Raw genomic sequence first — 23809 nt, 5'->3', positions numbered from 1 at the left:
AAGTCACTCTAAAGTTAAGCAGCAATTTAGCATAATTGGCCTTAAAGAACGGGCGAAATTCGTAAGCAGAAGGTAAACTTAGGCTCTAAGTGAGCGTCTTACTGAAGGGGAACTGATGACGTATCAACAAGCTGGACGCATCGCGGTGCTAAAACGTATTGCCGGATGGGTAATTTTTATTCCGGCGGTGATTTCCACGCTAATCTCCGTGCTGAAATTCATGTATGAGCACAGCGAAAAGCAGGCAGGTATCAATGCGGTTATGCTTGATTTTGCTCATGTTATGATTGAGATGATGCGCTTTAACACGCCATTTCTTAACTTCTTCTGGTACAACTCGCCGACGCCCAATTTTCACCAAAGCCTGAACATCGCGTTCTGGATAATCTTTGCGCTGATCTTTATCGCCCTCGCCCTGCAGGCCTCTGGCGCGCGAATGAGCCGTCAGACGCGTTTTCTGCGAGAAGGGGTGGAAGATCAGCTGATACTGGAACAGGCGAAGGGCACTGAAGGGCTGACCCGCGAGCAGATTGAATCGCGAATTGTGGTTCCGCATCACACCATTTTTCTGCAGATTTTCCCGCTCTACGTACTGCCGGTGATTATTATCGTCTGCGGTTACTTCTTCTTTTCGTTACTCGGTTTTTTGTAACGCGCTGCGGGTGGCCCTGGCCACCCGTATACGCTGTTACGCCGCTAAAACACGCTCCAGCGCACGTTGCGCATTCACCAGATGTTCACCGCCAAACAGAATTGCACGGTTCAACAGGGTATAGAGCTGGTAGAGAGGCTGTCTTTCGAGGAAGCCTGACGGCAGAGGCGAAACGGACTGATAGCCGTCGTAGATTTGCGGAGGCTGTTCCGGATGCAGCGGCAGCATAGCCAGATCGCATTCGCGGTCGCCCCAGTAGCAGGCAGGATCAAAGATATAAGGCCCGTCCGGCCCCAGCGCACAGTTTTCTGACCACAGATCGCCATGCAACAGCGACGGTTGCGGCTGGTGAGAAGCCAGGCGCTGCTGGACATGCTCCACAATCGCATCAATATTGCCAAACTCTAGCCCTTTCTCCGCCGCAAGCTCCAGCTGCCAGCCGATGCGCTGCTCGGCAAAGAAGGTGGACCAGCGACGCTGCCAGGCGTTGGGCTGAGGGGTCGTCGACAGGTCGTTGTCAAAATCGAGACCAAACTGTGGCTGATCGCTCCACTGATGCAGGCGGGCAATCTGTTGACCTAATAAAAAGGCGTTGTGCGCGTCCAGCGGACGGGCAGGGAGATAATCCATCACCAGAAAGCTGTAATCGCGATCGCTGCCCAGCGCCCAGACCTGCGGCACGGAGACGGTTTTGCTGCGCGACAGTAATTCCAGCTGATCGGCTTCGGCGGTGAAGATGGGAAGCAATTCCCGTTCATCACATTTCACGAAGAAATCGCGTCCCGCGAAGCGCAGATGCCATGCAGCGTGGATCTCACCGCCTGGCAGCTCGTTACGCTGCTCGATCTCCCCGTCGCCCAGTTGCTCGTTTAAAAGATGACTGATAGCCTGCCACATGATGATTCTCCCATGTTGTCCGCCAGATCATAAAGTTAGCGCATAAACGCTGTTCAATAATACGAGCTAACGCACACCTGAGCCGTCAGGATCACTTTAGGGCATTTATTGTTCTCTTTTTTGCCACTCTTCCCAGGTTTTCACGTCAATGTCTGCTTGTTTACCGATCGCGCTCTCAATCAGACCGCTTGCCAGCGCTTTCACTTCATCAACGCTGAGGGGACTGATCAGCCCGAATGTATTCGTGCCCAGATCGTGGACGTTGCCTTCGTCATCCGTCAGCGTCAGCAGGAAGCCGCCACGCGTCAGGTGGTTATTGATCTCGTTGAGTTCGGTCAGCGAGTCTTCATGAAATTTGATGGTCACGACGTAGCGGGTGATGTCACCACTGCTCATATTTCACCTCTTTGTTATCTTGAAAGTTTTCTTAGCATAGCCGATCGCGCCAGTTTGGCGACTTAATGCGCTTCCCTCCGTTATGGAGGGAAGCCATTTTTAGCTCTGGGAAAGATAATTCACGATTTTTTGCGTGTCTTCGAGGGAGCACAGGCGCGTGCCGTAATTAATGGTGGCCGCGCTACCCGCCGCGACGCCGTAGCGCGTCATCTCCAGCAGCGATGCGCCTTGCGCCAGTTTTAAGGTCATCGCACCGACCATACTGTCACCGGCACCGACGGTGCTCTGGCTTTTCATCGGCGGTGGAACGACCTGCACTGAACCGGTTTCATCGACGGCGAGGGCACCCTGCGGCCCCAATGAGACCACCACGCGATGCGCTTTCCCGCTGCGCACCAGTTCCTGAGCGGCGGAGCGAACATCATCGGGCTGCGTTAACGGGCGCTTGACCAGCGCGCTCAACTCTTTTTGGTTCGGTTTGATCAGTTCCAGACCGCCGGATTCCAGAGCGGCTGTCAGCGCATCGCCCGAACTGTCGACGATGCAGCGCAGGCCTTTCTCTTTCGCCGCACGAATCAGCTGGGTCAGTTTTTTACATTGCACGCCAGGGGGCAGGCTGCCGCTAATCACCAGCAGGGCACCGCTTTCAATGGCGAGCACTTTCTGTTCCAGCTGGCGGAATTCATCGTCATCCAGCATGGCGCCGGGCATGACGAAACGGTACTGCTCGCCGCTGGATTCGACGTGGACATGCAGGTTCTGACGCGTCCAGTCTTTTGCGTCGACGGTATCGACGGCCACCTGTTCATCCGCCAGCAGCGCCACCAGATGTTCACCGGTGGCACCGCCCGCCGGGAAGATCGCTGTGGCCTGACCACCAAGATGGGTAATGGCGCGCGCCACATTAATACCCCCGCCGCCAGGTTCGAAGACGGGGGTGCTACAGCGGAGTTTACCTTCAGGATAAATCTGCGGCGTGAGGGTGGCGCTGTCGAGGGAAGGGGAGAGCGTCAGTGTATAAATCTTGACCATTGTGACCTCCTTTTAGCATTGGCTCAGGTAAGCATGGCACAAAAGACGAGAAGGGAAAGTAAATAACAGTATGATTTTAAATATAAATGTTTAGACGTTATGTGCGTTTTTAATATGAATTAATTAACGATTTGAGATCGTTCTTATTCAAAAAATGAAATAAGAAATCATTGCTATGTTATATGAGCCTTTTTATAATTTGTTACCTTTCTATGGATGCCTTGTCATTGATCCTCAAGAAAGTTTCCGAGACCGTGATGGTCTCTTTTTTTGTTGTACGGACTCCTTTATAAATGAAGCTCTTGAAGACAGTACCTGCCGCATTGATGCTGGCGGGTGGCGTGTTTGCCTCGATGTACGCAGCCGCTGACGATACCGTTTTTACTGTCATGGATGACCCATCCACTGCGCAGAAACCGTTTGAAGGTAACCTTAACGCGGGCTATCTGGCGCAATCAGGTAACACCAAAAGCTCCTCCCTGACCGCAGACACCACAATGACCTGGTACGGCAATACCACCGCCTGGTCCCTGTGGGGTAACGCCAGTAACACCTCATCTAATGACGAGCGCTCCTCTGAGAAATATGCAGTGGGTGGCCGTAGCCGTTACAACATGACGGATTATGACTATCTTTTCGGCCAGGCAAGCTGGTTAACTGACCGCTACAATGGCTATCGCCAGCGTGACGTCTTCACTGCGGGTTATGGTCGTCAGTTCCTGAATGGTCCGGTTCACAGCTTCCGTTTTGAATTCGGTCCGGGTGTACGTTACGACGAGTACACTGACGGCGATACCAAAACGCAGCCGCTGGGTTATGCATCCGGCACCTATGCCTGGCAGTTCACCGATAACGCCAAATTTACCCAGGGCGTCTCTGTGTTTGGGGCTGATGATACGACACTGAACTCTGAAACCGCGCTGAACGTGGCGATCAACGAACACTTTGGTTTAAAAGTGGCGTACAACGTGACCTGGAACTCGGAGCCACCGGCATCCGCACCAGAACATACCGATCGCAGAACGACCGTTTCTTTAGGCTATAAAATGTAATATTCGCGGGCCGATATATTATCGGCCCGTATATTTATTTTAACAAAGCGTGCTATTAAATATTGAACAGCGTTTTAAATTAATACCACAGCGTTATTCTCCATAATTTCTTCATAATTCCCCTCAGAGATATACATTCAATTTATTTGACACGATTTGATAAATAAATTGACTAGGCAAAAGTGTGATCCAGATCTACACTGTGAATACAGGCATTAATTGCCTCACGTTGTACTGCATTAATTCAGATATAGAGAAGAATCATTATGAATAAAATCAAAAATGCTGCAGCAGCAATGGTGCTCTCCGCACTGTCATTTGGTGTATTTGCTGCTGATTCAGTAACCCAACCTGCCAGTGACACCACCAACCAAATCGGTATCACCCGCGCTTCTGATGTTGAAGCGGGTTCTAACATCGCGCCGGGCTCTCAGTCTACCGGTCAGTCAATGAATGACGCCTTTGATGTGCACAAACTGGTTGCGGGTGAGTGGTCTTAATATTATTGGATCACGCCAGCAGTGAAAAAACCGGATGAAGATGTACCGGTTTTTCGCATTATGCGAACCTGAAAATTATTTTATGTCGGAAACAGCGCTTACATGCGAATGGACAATATTGCTGTCATATTAATAAATGCCGCACCACTGCATGTTACTCACTACACGTCACTAACGTGAATTAATACCCCAGCACGCTACACGCCCCAGATCATTGCTGCCCAGCGTAATAAAAGCATCGCACCGCAGATGGCGATTAATACCACCACCATTTTCCAGTGTTTTTGTGCAAAGCGTTTTGTTGGCATAACCCGTTCCCTCGTCAGTTGATAACGTGAGTCTATCAAAAGCTGTTATGCAGTGTCAGCCTTGGGGGTCAAAACCAGTGAAACTTATCAGCCAGGATCATGACCAGCGCCGCTGCTGAAACAATATTCAGTACCACTACAGTTCTACTGGAAACATTCATGTAACGCCCCTTACGTTGTCAGGACCAGTTCAAGATTAGCTCAGCAAAATGGGATTGCGAGCGCTACCCCCTAAAACTCATACAAATGTATGAGAGACATCAATCTGGTCGCAGAGGGTGCATTCACCCTTTTTTTAGTGTTACCATCAGGGTGCAGAACGTAAATCAGCCTTTGTCTGATTCGTCACTGTTCCAGACTGCGAGCCAATTTGACGATTGTTGGTCAGATGGTGTTGCAATCTATTGATAAAATACGATTATTTTCTTTGTATATGCTCTTATGTGTGGGGCATCACTGCAAATAAGGATATAAAATGCCTGTAATTACTCTTCCTGATGGCAGCCAACGCCATTACGACCACGCCGTTAGCCCGATGGATGTTGCCCTGGACATTGGTCCTGGACTCGCAAAAGCGACCATCGCTGGCCGTGTTAATGGTGAACTGGTTGATGCCTCCGATCTGATTGAAAACGACGCTCAGCTCTCCATCATTACCGCGAAGAACGATGAAGGTCTTGAGATCATTCGTCACTCTTGTGCGCACCTGTTAGGCCATGCCATCAAACAGCTCTGGCCAAACACCAAAATGGCGATCGGCCCGGTGATCGACAACGGCTTCTATTATGACGTTGACCTTGACCACACCCTGACCCAGGAAGATATCGACGCGCTCGAAAAACGTATGCACGAGCTCGCCGAGACCAACTACGATGTCATCAAGAAAAAAGTCAGCTGGCACGAAGCGCGTGAAACCTTCGTGAAGCGTGGCGAGAACTATAAAGTTTCTATTCTTGATGAGAACATCGCGCATGATGACAAGCCTGGCTTGTATCATCACGAAGAATACGTCGACATGTGCCGTGGACCGCACGTGCCGAACATGCGTTTCTGTCATCACTTCAAACTGATGAAAACCGCTGGCGCTTACTGGCGCGGCGACAGCAACAACAAGATGTTGCAGCGTATTTATGGTACCGCGTGGGCAGATAAGAAGGCCCTGAGCGCCTACCTGCAGCGTCTAGAAGAGGCCGCAAAACGCGACCACCGTAAAATCGGTAAGCAGCTCGACCTGTATCATATGCAGGAAGAAGCGCCGGGTATGGTCTTCTGGCATAACGACGGCTGGACTATCTTCCGTGAGCTGGAAACTTTCGTGCGCTCCAAGCTGAAAGAGTACCAGTATCAGGAAGTGAAAGGCCCGTTCATGATGGACCGTGTACTGTGGGAAAAAACAGGCCACTGGGACAACTACAAAGATGCGATGTTCACCACCTCTTCTGAGAACCGTGAATACTGCATCAAGCCAATGAACTGCCCGGGCCACGTTCAGATCTTCAACCAAGGTCTGAAATCCTACCGCGATCTGCCGCTGCGTATGGCGGAGTTCGGCAGTTGCCATCGTAATGAGCCATCAGGCGCACTGCATGGTTTGATGCGTGTTCGTGGCTTTACTCAGGATGATGCGCACATTTTCTGTACCGAAGATCAGGTGCGTGATGAAGTCAACGCCTGTATTCGTATGGTCTACGATATGTATAGCACCTTTGGCTTCGAGAAAATCGTCGTCAAACTCTCAACTCGTCCGGAAAAACGTATCGGTAGCGACGAGACCTGGGATCGTGCAGAGGCGGATCTGGCAGTTGCGCTGGAAGAGAACAATATCCCGTTTGAGTATCAGGTGGGTGAAGGCGCATTCTACGGTCCGAAAATTGAATTTACACTGTATGACTGCCTCGATCGCGCATGGCAGTGCGGAACAGTCCAGCTGGACTTCTCCTTGCCGCAGCGTTTAAGCGCCTCCTATGTGGGCGAAGACAACGAGCGTCAGGTGCCGGTAATGATTCACCGTGCAATTCTTGGGTCTATCGAACGCTTTATCGGCATTCTGACTGAAGAGTTTGCAGGCTTCTTCCCAACCTGGCTCGCGCCGGTGCAGGTCGTGGTCATGAATATCACCGATTCTCAGGCCGATTACGTTAAAGAATTGACGCAGAAACTACAAAATGCGGGCATTCGCGTAAAAGCGGACTTGAGAAATGAGAAGATTGGCTTTAAAATCCGCGAGCACACTTTACGTCGGGTACCTTACATGTTGGTCTGTGGTGATAAAGAGGTGGAAGCAGGCAAAGTTGCCGTTCGCACCCGCCGTGGTAAAGACCTGGGTAGCCTGGACGTAAGTGAAGTGATTGAGAAGCTGCGACAAGAGATTCGCAGCCGCAGTCTTCAACAACTGGAGGAATAAGGTATTAAAGGCGGAAAACGAGTTCAAACGGCGCGCCCGAATCGTATCAACAGCGAAATTCGCGCGCAAGAAGTTCGCTTAACAGGTCTGGAAGGCGAGCAGCTTGGTATTGTGAGTCTGAGAGAAGCTCTGGAAAAAGCTGAAGAATCCGGAGTAGACTTGGTCGAAATCAGCCCTAACGCCGAGCCGCCAGTTTGTCGTATCATGGATTACGGCAAATTCCTCTATGAAAAGAGCAAGTCTTCTAAGGAACAGAAGAAAAAGCAAAAAGTTATTCAGGTTAAGGAAATTAAATTCCGACCTGGCACCGACGATGGCGATTACCAGGTAAAACTCCGCAGCCTGGTACGCTTTCTGGAAGAGGGTGATAAAGCTAAGATCACGCTGCGTTTCCGCGGTCGTGAGATGGCTCACCAGCAGATCGGTATGGAAGTGCTTAATCGCGTCCGTGACGATCTGAGTGAACTGGCAGTGGTCGAATCCTTCCCATCGAAGATCGAAGGCCGCCAGATGATCATGGTGCTCGCTCCTAAGAAGAAACAGTAAGGCCTTCAAGTAGCAATTCCTGTGGAGCCTAAGGGCTTCGCAGGTTTTGTTCGCCTATGTTTCGTTTATTAACAATGCGAAGTGGAAGTTATTAAAATGCCAAAAATTAAGACCGTACGCGGTGCTGCTAAGCGCTTCAAAAAAACCGGTAAAGGTGGTTTTAAGCACAAGCACGCTAACCTGCGTCACATTCTGACTAAAAAAGCTACCAAGCGTAAACGTCACCTGCGTCCTAAAGCCATGGTTTCCAAAGGCGATCTGGGCCTGGTAATCGCGTGCCTGCCGTACGCATAAGTCGTAAACGTTTATTAACCTTTTTTAACTTAGAATAGATACAGGAGAGCACATATGGCTCGCGTAAAACGTGGTGTAGTTGCCCGTGCACGTCACAAGAAAATTTTGAAACAAGCTAAAGGCTACTACGGTGCGCGTTCTCGCGTATACCGCGTTGCCTTCCAGGCTGTTATCAAAGCTGGTCAGTATGCTTACCGTGACCGTCGTCAACGTAAGCGTCAGTTCCGTCAACTGTGGATTGCGCGTATCAACGCAGCAGCACGTCAGAACGGTATTTCTTACAGCAAATTCATCAACGGCCTGAAAAAAGCCTCTGTTGAAATCGACCGTAAGATCCTGGCTGACATCGCAGTATTCGACAAATTAGCGTTCACCGCTCTGGTCGAAAAAGCGAAAGCAGCACTGGCATAAGCCAGTTGAGAGAGGGGGCTTTGCTCCCTCTTTCATTTCCACCCCTTCGGGATGAATGAACACATAAGGTAACGCAAGCATGAATGCTGCTATTTTCCGCTTCTTCTTTTACTTTAGCACCTGAATTCAGGGGGCTTGCGCGTGAAAGATGAAACGAAAAACAGCGCCAGAAAGCCTCCTGATGGAGGCTTTTTTTGTTTCTACCGCTTATGAATATCGCCACATAACGAGGAAAACCATGTCACATCTCGCAGAGCTGGTTGCCAGTGCAACGGCAGCCATTAATCAGGCCTCAGATGTTGCCGCATTAGACAATGTCCGCGTCGAATATCTGGGCAAGAAAGGGCATCTGACCCTGCAAATGACCACCCTGCGTGAATTGCCGCCAGAAGAGCGCCCGGCAGCGGGTGCGGTGATTAACGAAGCCAAAGAGCAGGTTCAACAGGCACTGAATGCGCGCAAATACGATTTAGAAAGCGCCGCGCTGAATGCCCGTCTGGCCGAAGAGACCATTGACGTCTCCCTGCCGGGTCGTCGCATTGAGAATGGTGGTCTGCACCCGGTCACGCGTACCATCGACCGCATTGAAAGTTTCTTCGGTGAGCTCGGCTTTACCGTGGCGACTGGCCCGGAAATCGAAGATGACTACCATAACTTCGATGCCCTGAACATTCCTGGCCATCATCCGGCACGTGCTGACCACGACACTTTCTGGTTTGATGCCACCCGTCTGCTGCGCACCCAGACCTCTGGCGTGCAGATCCGCACGATGAAAGAGCAAGAGCCGCCGATCCGCATTATCGCGCCGGGCCGCGTCTATCGTAACGATTACGACCAGACGCACACCCCGATGTTCCATCAGATGGAAGGCTTGATCGTTGATAAGAACATCAGCTTTACCAACCTGAAAGGCACGCTGCACGACTTCCTGCGTAACTTCTTTGAAGAAGATCTGCAGATTCGTTTCCGTCCGTCCTACTTCCCGTTCACCGAACCTTCTGCGGAAGTGGACGTGATGGGTAAAAACGGCAAATGGCTCGAAGTGCTTGGCTGCGGCATGGTGCATCCAAACGTCCTGCGTAACGTGGGTATCGATCCGGAAGTCTATTCCGGCTTCGCCTTCGGTATGGGCATGGAGCGTCTGACCATGCTGCGTTACGGCGTGACCGATTTGCGCGCATTCTTCGAAAACGATCTGCGTTTCCTCAAACAGTTTAAATAAGGGCAGGACAGAACAATGAAATTCAGTGAACTGTGGTTACGCGAATGGGTGAACACCACGCTCGACAGCGAAGCGCTCTCTAACCAAATCACCATGGCTGGCCTTGAGGTGGACGGTGTTGAGCCAGTTTCCGGCACATTCAACGGCGTGGTTGTCGGTGAAGTGGTCGAGTGCGGCCAGCACCCGAACGCCGACAAACTGCGCGTGACAAAAGTGAACGTTGGCGGCGAACGTCTTCTCGATATCGTCTGCGGCGCACCAAACTGCCGACAAGGTCTGAAAGTGGCTGTCGCCACTGTCGGCGCGGTTCTGCCGGGCGATTTCAAAATTAAAGCCGCCAAACTGCGCGGCGAGCCGTCAGAAGGCATGTTGTGCTCGTTCTCCGAGCTGGGTATTTCCGACGATCACAACGGCATTATCGAACTGCCTGTTGATGCGCCGATTGGCACTGACATCCGCGAATACCTGAAGCTGGATGACAACACCATCGAAATCAGCGTGACGCCAAACCGTGCCGATTGCTTAGGGATTATCGGCGTGGCGCGCGACGTTGCGGTGCTGAACCAGACCGAACTGAACGTGCCGGACATCGCGCCCGTTGCGGCAACCATCACCGACACGCTGCCGATTCAGGTCGAAGCCGCTGATGCATGCCCGCGCTACCTTGGCCGTGTGGTTAAAGGCATCAACGTCAAAGCGCCAACGCCACTGTGGATGAAAGAAAAACTGCGTCGCTGCGGAATACGTTCTATCGATGCGGTGGTTGACGTAACCAACTACGTTCTGCTTGAACTCGGCCAGCCGATGCACGCATTCGATAAAGATCGTATCGAAGGCGGGATCGTCGTGCGTATGGCGAAAGAGGGTGAAACGCTGGTTCTGCTGGACGGCAGCGAAGCCAAACTGAATGCCGATACGCTGGTCATTGCTGACCACACCAAAGCGCTGGCTATGGGCGGCATCTTCGGTGGCGAGCACTCAGGCGTTAACGACGACACGCAAAATGTTCTGCTGGAGTGTGCATTCTTCAGCCCGCTGTCCATTACCGGCCGCGCGCGTCGCCACGGTCTGCATACTGATGCCTCTCACCGCTACGAGCGCGGTGTTGATCCGGCACTGCAGTACAAAGCGATGGAACGTGCCACTCGCCTGCTGATCGATATCTGCGGCGGTGAAGCGGGTCCAGTGATTGATGTGACCAATGAGTCTGCGCTGCCTCAGCGTGCGACTATCACGCTGCGTCGTAGCAAGCTGGATCGTCTGATTGGCCATCACATTGCGGATGCGCAGGTGAGCGATATCCTGCGCCGTCTGGGCTGTGAGGTTACCGAAGGCCAGGACCAGTGGCAGGCCGTTGCACCAAGCTGGCGTTTCGATATGGAAATCGAAGAAGATCTGGTGGAAGAAGTGGCTCGTATTTACGGCTACAACAACATCCCTGACGAGCCTGTACAGGCCGGCCTGATGATGGGCACCCATCGCGAAGCCAACCTGTCTCTTAAGCGTGTGAAAACCATGCTGAACGACAAAGGCTATCAGGAAGTGATCACCTACAGCTTCGTGGATCCGAAACTGCAGCAGATGATCCACCCAGGCCAGGAAGCCCTGATCCTGCCAAGCCCGATCTCCAGCGAAATGTCCGCGATGCGCCTCTCCCTGTGGACCGGTCTGCTTGGCACCATCGTTTATAACCAGAACCGTCAGCAGAGCCGCGTACGTATCTTCGAAACCGGTCTGCGCTTTGTGCCTGATACCCAGGCAAATCTCGGTATCCGTCAGGATCTGATGCTGGCTGGCGCTATCTGCGGCAACCGCTATGAAGAGCACTGGGATCTGACCAAAAACAGCGTTGATTACTACGATGTGAAAGGCGATCTGGAGTCAGTTCTCGAACTGACCGGTAAACTTTCTGAAATTGAGTTCCGCGCAGAAGCCATTCCAGCCCTGCATCCGGGCCAGAGCGCTGCCATTTATTTACACGGTGAACGCGTTGGTTTCGTTGGTGTTGTTCATCCTGAGCTGGAACGCAAACTGGACTTGAATGGCCGCACCATGGTGTTTGAGCTGGAGTGGAACAAGGTCGCAGACCGCGTGGTTCCTCAGGCTCAGGACGTTTCGCGCTTCCCGGCGAACCGCCGCGATATCGCCGTTGTGGTCGCTGAAAATGTGCCCGCAGCAGATATTTTGGCCGAATGTAAGAAAGTTGGCGTAAATCAGGTAGTTGGCGTAAACTTATTTGACGTGTACCGCGGCAAGGGCGTAGCAGAAGGTTCTAAGAGCCTCGCTATTAGCCTTATCCTTCAGGATACCAGCCGTACACTCGAAGAAGAGGAGATTGCCGCTACCGTTGCCAGATGTGTAGAGGCATTAAAAGAGCGATTCCAGGCATCATTGAGGGATTGAACCTATGGCGCTTACAAAAGCTGAAATGTCAGAATATCTGTTTGATAAGCTTGGGCTTAGCAAACGGGATGCCAAAGAGCTGGTAGAGCTATTTTTCGAAGAGATCCGTCGTGCTCTGGAAAATGGTGAGCAGGTAAAACTCTCCGGTTTTGGCAATTTTGATTTGCGAGACAAAAACCAACGTCCGGGTCGCAACCCGAAGACGGGGGAAGATATTCCCATTACAGCCCGCCGCGTGGTGACCTTCAGACCCGGCCAGAAGTTAAAAAGCCGTGTCGAAAACGCAACGCCCAAAGCAGAGTAATATGAACTAACCCAAAAAGGCCGCAATCGCGGCCTTTTTTCTTTGCGCGAAGGCATACCCACCGTAAAATCAACATCATCACTCACACGAAAACCGAACCCATGCTCGATTTTGCCCGTCAACAACACCATTCCGATCTGCGCTGGCTGCTGGCACTGATGACAATTCTGCTCGCCATTTTTGCCGTGAGCCTGTGTGCTGGAGAGCAGTGGATCGGGCCAGAACACTGGTTGAGCGATCAGGGTAAACTGTTTGTCTGGCAAATTCGCCTGCCGCGTACGGTAGCCGTCGTGCTGGTCGGTGCGGCGCTGGCGCTGTGTGGCACCATCATGCAGGCCTTATTTGAAAACCCACTGGCGGAACCGGGGCTGCTCGGCGTCTCCAATGGCGCAGGCGTCGGCCTTATCGCCGCAACGATGCTGGTCAGTGGAAGTCTTTCTGGCTGGGGTGTGAGCCTTAGCGCGATCGCCGGTGCGCTGCTTATCACCGTGATTTTACTGCGCTTCGCCAGACGGCATTTATCCACCAGCCGTCTGCTGCTGGCCGGCGTCGCGCTGGGGATTATCTGCAGCGCTTTGATGACCTGGGCGGTCTATTTCTCCACCTCATTCGACCTGCGCCAGCTGATGTACTGGATGATGGGCGGTTTTGGCGGCGTGGACTGGCGACAAGGCTGGCTGATGGCGCTACTGATTCCGGCGATCCTGTGGGCCGCTTTCCAGGCGAAACCGCTAAACATGCTGGCGCTGGGTGAGATCTCTGCCCGCCAGCTGGGCCTGTCGATCGGCCTGTGGCGCAATGTGCTGGTGGTCGCTATCGGCTGGATGGTTGGCGTCAGCGTCGCGCTGGCCGGGGCCATAGGTTTTATTGGCCTGGTGATTCCCCATATGCTGCGCCTCGGCGGAATTACCGATCATCGTACTTTACTGCCCGCCGCCGCCATTGCAGGCGCGGCAACGCTGCTGATTGCCGATATTATTGCCCGTCTGGCCATGAGTGCCGCCGAGCTGCCGATTGGGGTCGTAACCGCAACACTGGGCGCGCCCGTATTTATCTGGCTACTATTAAAGGCCGGACGTTAGATCCGCCCAACCGTAAGACAATCTAAGGGGACGCTATGCATTACGATATTTTGAATACCGAAGTCACGACCATTGATGGCGAAAACACGACGCTTGAAAGTTACAAAGGTAAGGTTCTGCTGGTGGTCAACGTCGCCTCGAAATGTGGTCTGACGCCGCAGTACGAACAGCTGGAGAACATCCAGAAAGCCTGGGAAAAAGACGGATTTGTGGTCCTCGGATTCCCCTGCAACCAGTTCCTGGGTCAGGAGCCGGGCAGCGAAGACGAGATCAAAACCTTTTGCAGCACCACTTATGGCGTGACATTCCCGATGTTCAGCAAAATCGACGTCAACGGCGAAAACCGCCATCCGCTGTATGAAAAACTGGTCGCCGCAGCGCCTGCAGCCGTCGCGCCGGAAGGCAGCGGTTTCTACGAGCGGATGGCGAGCAAAGGGCGCGCTCCGCTCTATCCAGACGATATTTTGTGGAATTTCGAAAAATTCCTGATTGGCCGTGATGGTCAGGTGGTGCAGCGCTTTGCACCAGATATGACGCCGGAAGATCCGATCGTGATGGAGTCCATTAAACTGGCGCTGGCGAAGTAATGACACAGCTGATGCAGCTCGCGGGCGTCGCGGAGAAGGGAAGACTGGAACCGGTCAGCGCGGAAATCCACGTGGGTGAGATCGTGCACCTCGTGGGGCCAAACGGTGCCGGGAAAAGCACATTGCTCGCGCGGATGGCCGGGCTGACGTCAGGCGAGGGCGATATCCTGTTACACGGGCATTCTCTTCATGAATGGTCGCCTGTGTCGCTGGCGCACCGGCGCAGTTATCTGGTGCAACAGCAAACGCCGCCCTTCGCCATGCCTGTCTGGCACTATCTGGCGCTGCATCAGCATGATAAATCCTCGTCATCACTTATGGATGACCTCACCGGAGCGCTTGGGCTGACTGATAAGCTTACGCGCAACGTCAACCAGCTTTCTGGCGGGGAGTGGCAGCGCGTGCGGCTTGCGGCGGTGATCCTGCAAATCCATCCGGCGGGAAACCCACACGGTAGTCTGCTGCTGCTGGATGAGCCGATGAGCAGTCTGGACGTCGCGCAGCAGGCGGCGCTGGATAAGCAGCTCAGCCTGCTGTCTGGCAGGGGCATTGCCGTGGTGATGAGCAGCCATGACCTGAACCATACGCTGCGTCACGCCCATCGCGTGTGGCTTTTGGCGCGCGGAAAACTGCTCGCCAGCGGCCCGCGTGACACCGTGCTCACACCGCCCAATCTGGCGACAGCTTACGGAATGCCTTTCCGGCGGCTGGACATCGAAGGGCACAGAATGCTGATTTCTACCGTCCAGGAATAAGCGTTTCTTGCAAGGTTGTGTAATCACAGGCTAAATTACGGAAAGGACAAAAAAAGCAGAGGATTCGTCTGGAAATGCGATTCTGGTTTCTGATCGTGGGCATGTTATTACTTGCAGGATGCAGTAGCCATCGTGCGCCACCCCCTAATCCGCGGTTATCGGATTCAATAACCGTGATAGCCAACCTGAACGATCAGTTGCAAAACTGGCGCGGGACACCCTATCGCTATGGCGGCATGAGCCGGGGCGGAGTAGATTGCTCTGGCTTTGTGCTGATGACATTCCGCGATAAATTCGATCTGCAACTCCCGCGCGATACCCGCACGCAGGCCAAAATTGGCACTGAAATAGACAAAGACGATCTGCTTCCCGGTGACCTGGTATTCTTTAAAACGGGTTCGGGAGAAAGTGGCTTACATGTTGGCATTTATGATACCGACAACCAGTTTATTCACGCCTCGACCAGTCGCGGTGTGATGAGGTCTTCCTTAGATAATGTTTACTGGCGGAAAAACTTCTGGCAGGCGCGCCGTATATAGCCCCACTCTCTTCTTTCTTAAGCGCGATTTTGGTTAAGTCGCGCTGTTTTCTGACTCATTGCTGTTTTGATACATTACGTAACATTAATTAATTCTGTAAGTCCCTGAATTCGTGAATACTGGATATTATTTGATATCCAGGATAAGATTATTTTTAGATTGAGGGAAAAATCTTAAAATATAAAAGGAAAGAATGAAATTAACTCTATTAAAATCAATAAAGTTGAATTGTTTTAGCCGTTGCTCCAGGATGCAAGATATCGTCGTTAACGCGGGGCAGGCTCTATGATTGTCACCCTGAATAATCCTTATCAATCTGAACTGTTATTACTCCCGGCGCGCAATATCGCAGGGGAGCTACAGGGTTTAGAGATCCTGGCTAACTTTGTTAGCGTGGGGTCTGACGTCCGCATCCCTACTGAGCTGGTGAAGCCTCATCTCACTGCAGAAGACGAGTTAACGCTGTTTAAAGAGAAACTCGACCTGCTGGATTCCTGCAAACTTTTTTTTGTGCAGCATCAGCTTATTGCATGGATAAATATTACGCCGGTCATTAGTGAGTATCTTTTAACGGATAGAAATGCCGGGGCAATATTAGATCGTTATCCTTTTCTTGAGTTCACGGTTAATGAGAATTATCCCGGTTTAAATAACGGCAAAGATGATCTCATGCTGGCGAGAATGGCGATCCATTTCCCGATGGTGCTGGCCGACTACGGTGCCGGTGCCGCGTCGAATAAAGCCATTTTTGACGGGCTGTTTACCCGCGTTGCGCTGGATAAAGGGTTTATCCAGCAGCGTGTCGCGGAGTTTTCCTTCGAGCCATTTATGCGCGCGATCCTTGCACAAATCTCGCCGTACTGCCTGTCGGTGATGATCGCGGGAGTGGATGATGAAGAGGTTCTGCGACGGGTGATACCTTTCCGTTTTAGTGCCATGCAAGGGAATTTGTGGTCCGCAGTCCCCGCGAGTCAGGTCACCACGCTCGTTCAACGATAACCCTGCCATTCGCCCGTGTTTAAGCACGGGTAAACCCTCTACACTAGAGGCAGGAGGACTTATGACCCTGTCTTTTACTGCTCACTGGCACGATGAACTGCCAGATTTCTACACCGCACTTAATCCAACGCCGCTGACCAACGCCCGGATCATCTGGCATAACGACAGCCTTGCCAGCGAGTTAGGCATTCCGCCATCGCTATTCCAGCCCGCGACCGGCGCTGGCGTCTGGGGCGGCGAAGCGCTGCTTCCGGGCATGCAGCCTTTGGCACAGGTCTACAGCGGTCATCAGTTTGGCGTCTGGGCCGGTCAGCTCGGCGACGGTCGCGGCATTCTGCTGGGTGAACAGCAGCTTGCGAACGGCCAGACCGTCGACTGGCACCTGAAAGGGGCCGGACTGACGCCGTATTCCCGCATGGGCGACGGACGCGCGGTGCTGCGCTCGACGATCCGCGAAAGTCTCGCCTCAGAAGCGATGCATGCGCTTGGTATTCCCACCACGCGCGCCTTATCCATCGTGACCAGCGATACGCAGATTGCCCGCGAAACCTACGAGCCGGGCGCGATGCTGATGCGCATCGCGCAAAGCCACGTCCGCTTCGGCCATTTCGAGCACTTCTACTATCGCCGTGAGCCGGAAAAAGTCCGCCAGCTGGCAGATTTTGTCATTCGTCATCACTGGCCGCACTGGCAGGATGACGCGGACAAATACATCCTGTGGTTCCGTGATGTCGTGGCGCGCACCGCGTCGCTGATGGCCTGCTGGCAAACCGTCGGCTTTGCCCACGGCGTGATGAACACCGATAACATGTCGATCCTGGGCCTGACCATGGATTACGGCCCGTACGGTTTCCTTGATGACTATCAGCCAGATTTTATCTGCAATCACTCAGATCATCAGGGGCGCTACAGCTTTGAAAACCAGCCAGCGGTGGGCCTGTGGAATCTGCAGCGCCTCGCCCAGTCTCTGTCGCCGTTTATTGATGTGGAAGCCCTGAACGATGCGCTGGATCTCTATCAGGAGGTTCTGATGCAGGAATACGGCAAGCTGATGCGCCGCAAGCTTGGGCTGACGACGCAGGAGAAGGGCGATAACGATATTCTGAATGCACTGTTTGCGCTGATGGCCCGAGAGGGTAGTGATTACACCCGCACTTTCCGCATGCTGAGTCAGACGGAACAGCAGAGTGCAGCCTCGCCGCTGCGCGATGAGTTTATCGACAGAGCGGCTTTTGACAGCTGGTTTGGCACCTACCGTGAGCGCTTGCAGCGTGAGGAAATTCAGGACGACGACCGTCAGGCGCAGATGAAAGCCGTTAATCCGGCGATGGTTCTGCGCAACTGGCTGGCGCAGCGGGCGATTGAACAGGCAGAGCAGGGGGACTACGCAGAGCTGCACCGTCTGCACGATGCCCTACGCACGCCGTATGCGGATCGCAGCGATGATTATGTCAGCCGCCCACCGGACTGGGGCAAGCGGCTGGAAGTGAGCTGTTCAAGCTAAGGCGCGAGAAACACCTGCGGGGCCGCATTCACCGGATGCTGGCCCACGTGCACCTGCGCCCCGTACCAGCGCGCCAGATCCTGTGCGCGTAACACGCTTTCCGGCGACCCCTGCGACACAATCTCTCCTTCGTGCAATAACACAATCCGGTCGGCCCACAGGGCGGCCAGATTGAGATCGTGCAGCACCACGCAGACGTGCAGATCGCCCTGTGCGGTTAAGGATTTCATCAGGCGCAGCAAATGCTGCTGGTGATAAAGGTCCAGCGCCGAGGTCGGTTCATCGAGAAACAGCCAGCCGCGCGGCGCGCCGTCGCACCATAACTGCGCCAGGGCGCGGGCGAGTTGCACCCGCTGCTGCTCACCGCCCGACAGGGAGGCGTAACGCCTTCCCGCCAGCGGCAGACAGCCGGTTATCTGCATCACCTGATGGATCACTGCGCCTTCCGGCTGCGGCGTCCAGGGCGCACGTCCCATGCCAATGACCGCTTCAACCGGCCAGTCGAAGCCCAGCTGGGTCTGCTGGCGCATCACCGCGCGATGGCGGGACAGCGTCTGCGTACTCCAGGCCTCCAGCGGTCTTCCGTTCAGCATGCACTCTCCCGACGCGGGTTTCAGAAAGCCGGTCAGCAGACGCAGCAGCGTCGATTTCCCTGCGCCATTAGGGCCGATCAGCGCCACCAGTTCACCCGGCTCCAGCGAGAGCGACACCTCACGTATCACGGTCTTGTCTGCTGTGCGGTAGGTCAGTGCCCGCGCGCTAAATTGTTCAGCCATGGTGTCCTCCGCGACGGAAAATGAGCCACAGGAACCAGGGAGCGCCAAGGAGACTGGTCAGCAGGCCGACCGGCATCTCCGCAGGGGCGACGGCCGTCCGGGCGAGAGTGTCGGCGATCAGCAGTAAAAATGCGCCCGCCAGCACCGAACCGGGGATCACCGCGCGATGATCCGATCCCAGCCACATGCGCATCAGATGCGGAACCACCAGACCGATAAAGCCGATCACGCCGCTGACGGCGACCGCAGAGGCGACCAGCAACGCGCTACACAGCAGCAAAATACGCTGCACCACGCGGACGTCCACCCCCAGGTAGTGCGCCTCTTCGTCGCCCAGCTGCAGCAAATTCAGCGCACCCGCTAACCGCCAGATAATCAGCACCGTCGGGATCATCAGCGAGGTGACAGCCAGCAGCGTCGACCACTGCGCCGACCCCAGACTGCCCATCCCCCACAGGGACAACTGGCGGAGCTGCGCATCATTGCTGACCCACGACAACACGCCAACCGCCGCACCGCACAGGGCGTTGATGGCAATGCCTACCAGCAGCAGGCGCGACAGGGAGCTGTCACGCTGCTGGCTGAGCAGAAAAATAACCAGTGTCGCCGCCAGCGCGCCAAGGAACGCCGCCAGCATCGGAGCGTAAAGCATCAGCAGCGCCGGCAGCGTCACGGGCAATACCACCCACAGCGCCACGGCGCAGGCCGCACCGCTGCTGATACCCAGCAGACCGGGGTCGGCGAGCGGGTTACGAAACAGCCCCTGCATCACACAGCCTGCCAGCGCCAGCGACCCGCCAATCACCAGCGCCAGCAGCACGCGGGGGAGGCGAATGGTGAACCAGATCTGGCGCAGCGCTTCATCGGTGCCGTTCCACAGCAGGGTGATCGGCAGGCGCAACGCGCCAAAACCGGTCGCCAGCAGCGTCATCAGCGCCAGCGTCAACGCCAGCCCCCACAGGGAGAGGGTGATCCGGCGAGGCATCAGGGGAGTTGCTCCGCTTTGTCGCGCAGCTGCTGAATAGCCTGCGGCGTGCGCACGCTAAACCCGAGCAGCGCCATATCGTCAATCTGCAACACCTGCTTATTTTTGCCCGCCGGGGTTTGCGCCAGGCCTGGCAGCTTCCAGAGATTGTCTTCGCCACCCATCGCGCTCACGCCATCCTGCGAAATCACCACCAGATCCGGCTGGCTGGCAATCACACCCTCCTGCGAAAGCGGTTGATAGCGCGCAAAACCCTGCATCGCATTCTGCAACCCTGCGGCGCGGATCGCCGCATCCGCGCCGGTCTGCTGGCCCGCCGCCATGGCGGTCATCCCGCCGTGATTGAGGATGAACAGCACCCGTTTATTGAGCGGTGACGACGGCAGCGCCGTCAGTGCCTGACGCAGGTTTTTACGCAGAGCATCACCCTGCTCAACGCGATGGGTCGCTTCAGCAATCACCCGCACCTTTTCGTCGATGACGCTGAGATCGTTACTGCCCGGCACGGTGACGACCCGGACGTTGCTCTGCTCGACCTGTTTGAGCGCCAGCGACGGCTGAGCCTGCGCACTTGCCAGCACCAGCGTCGGGCGCATCGCCAGAATCCCTTCGGCGTTCAGCTGACGCAGATAGCCCACGTCCAGCAGCGCTGTGGCCGGTTGCGGCCACTGGCTGGTGCTGTCGCGGGCGACGAGCGATGACTCTGCGCCCAGGGCGTACACAATCTCCGTCACGTCACCGCCCAGCGAGACAATTTTCTCCTGCGCAGCGGCAAAAGCCGTCAGCGGTAGCGCGACAATCAGGGCAAGCAGTTTTCTCATGCGGCCAGCCCTTTTGGCGCCAGCGCGTCGATCTGTGCGCGCCACTGGGTTTGTTCCGGCTGGCCTTCGGTGCGCTGGCCGTAAAGCTGGGCAATTTGCGTACCGTCTGCGGCAAACAGCTCCAGACTGGTGACGTGCCCGTCGGCGGTCGGTTTACGCGTGACCCAGGTCTCAGCGATGGTCTCTTCCAGCAGATGCAGGGTGAAAGTCGGGTTAAAGATGTTCAGCCAGCCTTTCATCGGGACCAGTTTTTGCACGGCACCGGTGAAGATCTGCACGCAGCCACGGTTACCGACAAAGACCATGATTTCGTTGCCGTCCTGACGCGCGGTTTCCAGCAGTTGCCCCAGCGCGCTGTTATCCACTTTGCAGGCCAGATCGTCTCCGACCAGGCGGAACGCCTGCTGACGGCTCAGGTTATGGCGCTTCAGCAGGCTGAAGAACTGATGTACATCGGTCATCGCCCGCCATTCGCTGTCCACCGTATTTCCGTCCACTTCAGCGGCGTGAGCCACTGCGTCGGCGGCTTTCAGCGCCAGCGGCGGGTTATCGGCAAAGATAAAGCGGGTCAAAACATCACCCCACGCCGAGACATCGGTGTTGTCGGTGGTGTAGACCTTCAGCAGCGCATCGCCCTGATGGTCAAAGAACTGAATGCTCTGGCGTTCGCCGCGCGCGGTGGCTTCGCTGATGTGGAACACGTAGGCCCACTGATTCAGGAACAGGCGCAGATCGAGCGCACCCGGGTTCAGCACCAGCCCGGCGTGGCCGCTGAGATGCTGATTGGTAAAGCTGCCGACCTGCTCATGTACCGCGTATTCGTTGCGGCAAATGCACTTGGTTTCGCCTACCGCTTCGAGCGCGCTGAGGATCTCTCGCACTTCACCGTGCAGGCGCCAGGCGTCGTGGCCCACGCGTGCGGAGGTCAGTTCAGCTTCGCTGATGCCCATCATGGCGGCGATGTCGCGTGCGTATTTGCCAGGGTTTTGTTCTTTTAGCTCAATCCAGCGTGTGTAGTGATTCATTGTCTCTTCCTTCCAGATAAGCGCCCCGGCGAGCCGGGGCAAGGTGATTACCACTGATAACTGACGAAAATCTTGCCGTTGCGTCCATCCTGCGGGATGCCCTGCGGGGACCAGTACTCTTTGTCAAAGGCGTTGCCGAGCACCAGCGTGGTGGTGACGCCTTTCAACTGCTCCTGACCCTGATAGCTGACGTAGAAGTCATTCACCGCGTAGCCAGGCTGCTTGCTGTATGAGCTGCTGATGTGCGTGGAGCGATCGACGAAGGTACCGATCCAGCCCACGGAGAAGCCGCTTTGCGCCACCGGTACGTTCAGTTTGCTGGTGACGGTATCCGGGTTAATGCTGGAGATGTATTCGCCCGTATCGGTGTCTTTCCCGCGCGTGCGGTTGTAGGCCATATCCAGGCTGAACAGATCAGCCGAGTATTTCGCCATCACGTCCCAGCCCCAGATTTTGGCGTTGGGTACGTTATAGGACATGGTGGTGGCGGCCGCAAAGTCGACGGTGGTGGAGATGTAATCTTTCGCCTTGGTGTCGAAGTAGCTGGCTTTGAACTCCAGCTCATCGTTGGCAAGCATCAGGTCGTCAAAGCGCAGGCCAAAACCGTACTCCTGCGTTTCGTTGGTTTCCGGACGCAGATTCGGGTTCGGCACCCAGTAGTTGGTGTAGAAGCTGCCGATGGAGAAGTGTTTGGAATCGTTATACATCTCGCCCATCGTTGGCGCGCGGAACGCCTGCGCGTAGGAGCCGAACAGCATCAGCCAGTCGGCTGGCGTCACGGTTAAGCCCGCACGGGATGACCATTTATCTGCATCCACATCTTCGTAACCGTCGCTGCTGCCACGGTAGTTGTCATAGCGCGTACCGCCGAGCAGGGTCACCGGCAGGTCGCGCAGGGTGATTTCGTCCTGCAGCCAGCCGGAGCTGAAGTCGATTTTCGCGTCCGGGAAGCCGGTGGTAGACCCGCCTGGATTCTGCTCCTGACGGTAATACTCTCCGCCGTAGGTCAGCAGATGCGAGGCGAAGGAGTCGGTGAACAGGCGCGTGCGGTTCTCGACTTTCCCGCCTTTGGTCGTCTGCTTGCGGAATTCAGCGGTGCGGTCGACGTTCTGGGCGTTAATGCGTGCCTCGGACCAGTACACTTTTGCGTTGGCATTCAGCCAGTCGTTCCCCTCCGGCGCGAGAGCGTAAGAGAGCTGAGCGTCGCGCTGGATGGTGGAACGGTCGGTCATCGGGTTGCTGCTGTCATCCGCATCGAGGGTCTGCGGGTTTTTAGGCTCCTGCGCGGCGTTGTTGTAGTAGCGCAGGGCACCGCCCAGGGTCTGGGCGCTGTCGATTTTCCAGCTGCCTTTCGCCAGCATGTTGTTGATAGATTCGTCGTTAGGCGCGGTGGACCCGTCGCTCTGACGTAAATCCCCGCGATCGCGGCTGGACCAGGCCACCAGGCCATCCAGCGTATCGGTACGACCAAACGCGCTGGCACCCATGCCAATGCTGTGATCGCCCGTGGCACCGGTGCCGAAGACGCGGAAACCGCTGTTTTTACCGTTTTCGAGCAGATCTTTGGCATCGACGGTGTCATAGGAGATCACCCCGCCCATCGCGCCGCTGCCGTAGAGCAGGGCAGACGGGCCGCGTACCACTTCAATACGTTTGATCAGCGCAGGATCGAGGAAGGTGCTGTTCAGGTGGCCGGTGTCAGTCCCCTGACGCACGCCATCCACCAGCACCAGCACGCCACGGCGATCGTAACCGCGCAGGTTAACGTCCTGACCATTGGTGCGCCCTGTGCCGTCGAGCGTAATGCCTGGGACATTGCGCAGCAGGTCGGCGGCAGAGCTGGCGGTCTGTTTATCAGGGGAGGTCGCGTCGATCACGCTGACCATCATTGGCGCTTCAAAGGTGCTACGGGCGTTACCCGTGGCGGTGACGGTCATCTCTTCTGAGGCGGCAAACGCAGCGCCCGGCAGGGCACTGACAACGGCCAGCGCCAGCAGCGAGGGGCGCAAAGACGCGGAATGCAGGTATGGCATAGCAACTCTCCATTTGGAAATCGAAAGCGCTGGCTGCCTGGGGATCACCTGGGTGGCTGGCGAATAGTTTGGGTATTGTTTATTTAGTGAGAATAAGTTTTCCGGCATGTGTCTGGCGCAGCAGGTAGTGCTGGCCGTCATGCTCAATAATGACCCGTCCCTCGTCGCCCAGCAGAGTCTTGCTGTCGATACGACGTTCCAGGGGAGCAGGTTTTGGCTGTGTGTCTTCTTGTACGCGCGTTGCCGTGCTGTTAGTAATGCGTGACATAGTGTTTATAAATA

28 protein-coding genes and 1 other annotated feature are annotated in these 23809 nt (G+C 55.0%); of the genes, 17 read left to right on the top strand and 11 right to left on the bottom strand.

Annotated elements, in window-relative coordinates:
* The first annotated feature begins 115 nt into the window (after positions 1–115).
* On the top strand, positions 116–652 hold the full coding sequence (locus tag F153LOC_RS04290) for a YniB family protein (RefSeq protein WP_102103508.1): 537 nt from the start codon (positions 116–118) through the stop codon (positions 650–652).
* Positions 653–688: 36 nt separating this feature from the next.
* Here the strand turns inward: F153LOC_RS04290 and F153LOC_RS04285 are convergent, their stop codons facing one another.
* The 3 genes from F153LOC_RS04285 to pfkB form a co-directional block, all read right to left on the bottom strand.
* Positions 689–1549, bottom strand: coding sequence for a fructosamine kinase family protein (locus F153LOC_RS04285; protein WP_102103509.1), 861 nt, complete (start codon positions 1547–1549; stop codon positions 689–691).
* Positions 1550–1654: 105 nt separating this feature from the next.
* Positions 1655–1945: a type V toxin-antitoxin system endoribonuclease antitoxin GhoS gene (ghoS, locus tag F153LOC_RS04280; RefSeq protein ID WP_100780483.1), complete on the bottom strand. Its 291-nt coding sequence runs from the start codon at positions 1943–1945 to the stop codon at positions 1655–1657.
* Positions 1946–2044: 99 nt separating this feature from the next.
* Complete coding sequence (pfkB, locus tag F153LOC_RS04275; RefSeq protein WP_102103510.1) at positions 2045–2977, bottom strand: 6-phosphofructokinase II; 933 nt, start codon at positions 2975–2977, stop codon at positions 2045–2047.
* 293 nt (positions 2978–3270) lie between these two features.
* On the opposite strand from pfkB, the gene F153LOC_RS04270 reads away from it, so the two are divergent.
* A complete protein-coding gene (locus tag F153LOC_RS04270; protein WP_100780481.1) occupies positions 3271–4029 on the top strand; it encodes a YdiY family protein in 759 nt (252 codons plus the stop codon).
* A gap of 266 nt (positions 4030–4295) precedes the next feature.
* Positions 4296–4529: a hypothetical protein gene (locus tag F153LOC_RS04265; RefSeq protein ID WP_100780480.1), complete on the top strand. Its 234-nt coding sequence runs from the start codon at positions 4296–4298 to the stop codon at positions 4527–4529.
* Positions 4530–4726: 197 nt separating this feature from the next.
* Here the strand turns inward: F153LOC_RS04265 and yniD are convergent, their stop codons facing one another.
* Both yniD and yncL read right to left on the bottom strand, forming a co-directional pair.
* Positions 4727–4837: a small membrane protein YniD gene (yniD, locus tag F153LOC_RS04260; RefSeq protein WP_100780479.1), complete on the bottom strand. Its 111-nt coding sequence runs from the start codon at positions 4835–4837 to the stop codon at positions 4727–4729.
* Positions 4838–4905: 68 nt separating this feature from the next.
* The gene (gene yncL, locus F153LOC_RS04255) at positions 4906–4998 is read right to left on the bottom strand and encodes a stress response membrane protein YncL (RefSeq protein WP_102103511.1); all 93 of its coding nucleotides are present in this window, start codon (positions 4996–4998) and stop codon (positions 4906–4908) included.
* A 314-nt stretch (positions 4999–5312) separates the two neighbouring features.
* Here yncL and thrS point away from each other — a divergent pair, with 314 nt between their 5' ends.
* From thrS to selO, 14 genes are all read left to right on the top strand, one after another.
* Complete coding sequence (gene thrS, locus F153LOC_RS04250) at positions 5313–7241, top strand: threonine--tRNA ligase (protein WP_100780477.1); 1929 nt, start codon at positions 5313–5315, stop codon at positions 7239–7241.
* A 3-nt stretch (positions 7242–7244) separates the two neighbouring features.
* The gene (gene infC, locus F153LOC_RS04245; RefSeq protein ID WP_071818735.1) at positions 7245–7787 is read left to right on the top strand and encodes a translation initiation factor IF-3; all 543 of its coding nucleotides are present in this window, start codon (positions 7245–7247) and stop codon (positions 7785–7787) included.
* 96 nt (positions 7788–7883) lie between these two features.
* Positions 7884–8081 (top strand): 50S ribosomal protein L35, encoded by a 198-nt coding sequence (gene rpmI / locus F153LOC_RS04240; RefSeq protein WP_001124225.1) that lies wholly within the window; start codon positions 7884–7886, stop codon positions 8079–8081.
* A gap of 54 nt (positions 8082–8135) precedes the next feature.
* Positions 8136–8492 carry a 50S ribosomal protein L20 gene (rplT, locus tag F153LOC_RS04235; protein WP_012017122.1) on the top strand — a complete coding sequence of 119 codons (357 nt, stop codon included), beginning with the start codon at positions 8136–8138 and terminating at the stop codon, positions 8490–8492.
* Between the two features lie 74 nt (positions 8493–8566).
* Positions 8567–8690: a sequence feature (Phe leader region), on the top strand.
* Positions 8572–8616, top strand: a complete 45-nt coding sequence (gene pheM / locus F153LOC_RS04230) for a pheST operon leader peptide PheM (RefSeq protein WP_001386830.1) — start codon at positions 8572–8574, stop codon at positions 8614–8616. It overlaps the preceding feature by 45 nt.
* Before the next feature lie 40 nt (positions 8691–8730).
* Positions 8731–9714, top strand: a complete 984-nt coding sequence (gene pheS / locus F153LOC_RS04225) for a phenylalanine--tRNA ligase subunit alpha (RefSeq protein ID WP_100780476.1) — start codon at positions 8731–8733, stop codon at positions 9712–9714.
* A 15-nt stretch (positions 9715–9729) separates the two neighbouring features.
* Entirely contained in the window at positions 9730–12117 is a 2388-nt protein-coding gene (gene pheT, locus F153LOC_RS04220; RefSeq protein WP_102103512.1) for a phenylalanine--tRNA ligase subunit beta, read from the top strand.
* Positions 12118–12121: 4 nt separating this feature from the next.
* A complete protein-coding gene (ihfA, locus tag F153LOC_RS04215; RefSeq protein WP_003857805.1) occupies positions 12122–12421 on the top strand; it encodes an integration host factor subunit alpha in 300 nt (99 codons plus the stop codon).
* Between the two features lie 101 nt (positions 12422–12522).
* Complete coding sequence (gene btuC / locus F153LOC_RS04210) at positions 12523–13503, top strand: vitamin B12 ABC transporter permease BtuC (RefSeq protein ID WP_102103513.1); 981 nt, start codon at positions 12523–12525, stop codon at positions 13501–13503.
* Positions 13504–13538: 35 nt separating this feature from the next.
* On the top strand, positions 13539–14090 hold the full coding sequence (locus F153LOC_RS04205) for a glutathione peroxidase (RefSeq protein ID WP_102103514.1): 552 nt from the start codon (positions 13539–13541) through the stop codon (positions 14088–14090).
* Positions 14090–14845, top strand: coding sequence for a vitamin B12 ABC transporter ATP-binding protein BtuD (gene btuD / locus F153LOC_RS04200; protein ID WP_102103515.1), 756 nt, complete (start codon positions 14090–14092; stop codon positions 14843–14845). Before F153LOC_RS04205 ends, btuD begins: the two co-directional genes overlap by 1 nt.
* Positions 14846–14919: 74 nt before the next feature.
* Positions 14920–15384 (top strand): C40 family peptidase, encoded by a 465-nt coding sequence (locus F153LOC_RS04195; protein ID WP_100780471.1) that lies wholly within the window; start codon positions 14920–14922, stop codon positions 15382–15384.
* A 285-nt stretch (positions 15385–15669) separates the two neighbouring features.
* Positions 15670–16383, top strand: a complete 714-nt coding sequence (locus F153LOC_RS04190) for an EAL domain-containing protein (RefSeq protein WP_102103516.1) — start codon at positions 15670–15672, stop codon at positions 16381–16383.
* A gap of 61 nt (positions 16384–16444) precedes the next feature.
* Positions 16445–17887 carry a protein adenylyltransferase SelO gene (gene selO / locus F153LOC_RS04185; RefSeq protein WP_102103517.1) on the top strand — a complete coding sequence of 481 codons (1443 nt, stop codon included), beginning with the start codon at positions 16445–16447 and terminating at the stop codon, positions 17885–17887.
* Here selO and F153LOC_RS04180 read toward each other — a convergent pair.
* The 6 genes from F153LOC_RS04180 to hemP all read right to left on the bottom strand — a co-directional run bounded on the left by F153LOC_RS04180 (position 17884) and on the right by hemP (position 23795).
* Positions 17884–18663 (bottom strand): heme ABC transporter ATP-binding protein, encoded by a 780-nt coding sequence (locus F153LOC_RS04180; RefSeq protein ID WP_102103518.1) that lies wholly within the window; start codon positions 18661–18663, stop codon positions 17884–17886. The genes selO and F153LOC_RS04180 overlap by 4 nt on opposite strands.
* Complete coding sequence (locus F153LOC_RS04175) at positions 18656–19648, bottom strand: iron ABC transporter permease (RefSeq protein WP_102103519.1); 993 nt, start codon at positions 19646–19648, stop codon at positions 18656–18658. Before F153LOC_RS04175 ends, F153LOC_RS04180 begins: the two co-directional genes overlap by 8 nt.
* Positions 19648–20469: a hemin ABC transporter substrate-binding protein gene (locus F153LOC_RS04170; protein ID WP_102103520.1), complete on the bottom strand. Its 822-nt coding sequence runs from the start codon at positions 20467–20469 to the stop codon at positions 19648–19650. The genes F153LOC_RS04175 and F153LOC_RS04170 overlap by 1 nt, the downstream gene beginning before the upstream one ends.
* Entirely contained in the window at positions 20466–21494 is a 1029-nt protein-coding gene (locus F153LOC_RS04165) for a hemin-degrading factor (RefSeq protein WP_102103521.1), read from the bottom strand. Before F153LOC_RS04165 ends, F153LOC_RS04170 begins: the two co-directional genes overlap by 4 nt.
* 47 nt (positions 21495–21541) lie before the next feature.
* The gene (locus F153LOC_RS04160) at positions 21542–23527 is read right to left on the bottom strand and encodes a TonB-dependent hemoglobin/transferrin/lactoferrin family receptor (RefSeq protein ID WP_102103522.1); all 1986 of its coding nucleotides are present in this window, start codon (positions 23525–23527) and stop codon (positions 21542–21544) included.
* Positions 23528–23606: 79 nt separating this feature from the next.
* On the bottom strand, positions 23607–23795 hold the full coding sequence (gene hemP / locus F153LOC_RS04155; protein ID WP_100780463.1) for a hemin uptake protein HemP: 189 nt from the start codon (positions 23793–23795) through the stop codon (positions 23607–23609).
* Between the last annotated feature and the right edge of the window lie 14 nt (positions 23796–23809).

The sequence above is a fragment of the Lelliottia sp. F153 genome (assembly GCF_002870005.1).
Lineage (GTDB): Bacteria > Pseudomonadota > Gammaproteobacteria > Enterobacterales > Enterobacteriaceae > Enterobacter > Enterobacter nimipressuralis.
Note: the sequence above shows the minus strand (reverse complement) of the source record. Positions and strands in the feature narration are given on the sequence as shown.

Coding starts and splice junctions, on each gene's coding strand:
- F153LOC_RS04165 (WP_102103521.1), bottom strand. CDS start 21,494: ATGAATCACTACACACGCTGGATTGAGCTAAAAGAACAAAACCCTGGC.
- F153LOC_RS04285 (WP_102103509.1), bottom strand. CDS start 1,549: ATGTGGCAGGCTATCAGTCATCTTTTAAACGAGCAACTGGGCGACGGG.
- rpmI (WP_001124225.1), top strand. CDS start 7,884: ATGCCAAAAATTAAGACCGTACGCGGTGCTGCTAAGCGCTTCAAAAAA.
- rplT (WP_012017122.1), top strand. CDS start 8,136: ATGGCTCGCGTAAAACGTGGTGTAGTTGCCCGTGCACGTCACAAGAAA.
- pfkB (WP_102103510.1), bottom strand. CDS start 2,977: ATGGTCAAGATTTATACACTGACGCTCTCCCCTTCCCTCGACAGCGCC.
- F153LOC_RS04205 (WP_102103514.1), top strand. CDS start 13,539: ATGCATTACGATATTTTGAATACCGAAGTCACGACCATTGATGGCGAA.
- btuD (WP_102103515.1), top strand. CDS start 14,090: ATGACACAGCTGATGCAGCTCGCGGGCGTCGCGGAGAAGGGAAGACTG.
- hemP (WP_100780463.1), bottom strand. CDS start 23,795: ATGTCACGCATTACTAACAGCACGGCAACGCGCGTACAAGAAGACACA.
- pheS (WP_100780476.1), top strand. CDS start 8,731: ATGTCACATCTCGCAGAGCTGGTTGCCAGTGCAACGGCAGCCATTAAT.
- F153LOC_RS04160 (WP_102103522.1), bottom strand. CDS start 23,527: ATGCCATACCTGCATTCCGCGTCTTTGCGCCCCTCGCTGCTGGCGCTG.
- F153LOC_RS04265 (WP_100780480.1), top strand. CDS start 4,296: ATGAATAAAATCAAAAATGCTGCAGCAGCAATGGTGCTCTCCGCACTG.
- F153LOC_RS04195 (WP_100780471.1), top strand. CDS start 14,920: ATGCGATTCTGGTTTCTGATCGTGGGCATGTTATTACTTGCAGGATGC.
- F153LOC_RS04290 (WP_102103508.1), top strand. CDS start 116: ATGACGTATCAACAAGCTGGACGCATCGCGGTGCTAAAACGTATTGCC.
- F153LOC_RS04170 (WP_102103520.1), bottom strand. CDS start 20,469: ATGAGAAAACTGCTTGCCCTGATTGTCGCGCTACCGCTGACGGCTTTT.
- thrS (WP_100780477.1), top strand. CDS start 5,313: ATGCCTGTAATTACTCTTCCTGATGGCAGCCAACGCCATTACGACCAC.
- F153LOC_RS04180 (WP_102103518.1), bottom strand. CDS start 18,663: ATGGCTGAACAATTTAGCGCGCGGGCACTGACCTACCGCACAGCAGAC.
- pheT (WP_102103512.1), top strand. CDS start 9,730: ATGAAATTCAGTGAACTGTGGTTACGCGAATGGGTGAACACCACGCTC.
- selO (WP_102103517.1), top strand. CDS start 16,445: ATGACCCTGTCTTTTACTGCTCACTGGCACGATGAACTGCCAGATTTC.
- ghoS (WP_100780483.1), bottom strand. CDS start 1,945: ATGAGCAGTGGTGACATCACCCGCTACGTCGTGACCATCAAATTTCAT.
- btuC (WP_102103513.1), top strand. CDS start 12,523: ATGCTCGATTTTGCCCGTCAACAACACCATTCCGATCTGCGCTGGCTG.
- F153LOC_RS04270 (WP_100780481.1), top strand. CDS start 3,271: ATGAAGCTCTTGAAGACAGTACCTGCCGCATTGATGCTGGCGGGTGGC.
- ihfA (WP_003857805.1), top strand. CDS start 12,122: ATGGCGCTTACAAAAGCTGAAATGTCAGAATATCTGTTTGATAAGCTT.
- yniD (WP_100780479.1), bottom strand. CDS start 4,837: ATGCCAACAAAACGCTTTGCACAAAAACACTGGAAAATGGTGGTGGTA.
- yncL (WP_102103511.1), bottom strand. CDS start 4,998: ATGAATGTTTCCAGTAGAACTGTAGTGGTACTGAATATTGTTTCAGCA.
- F153LOC_RS04175 (WP_102103519.1), bottom strand. CDS start 19,648: ATGCCTCGCCGGATCACCCTCTCCCTGTGGGGGCTGGCGTTGACGCTG.
- F153LOC_RS04190 (WP_102103516.1), top strand. CDS start 15,670: ATGATTGTCACCCTGAATAATCCTTATCAATCTGAACTGTTATTACTC.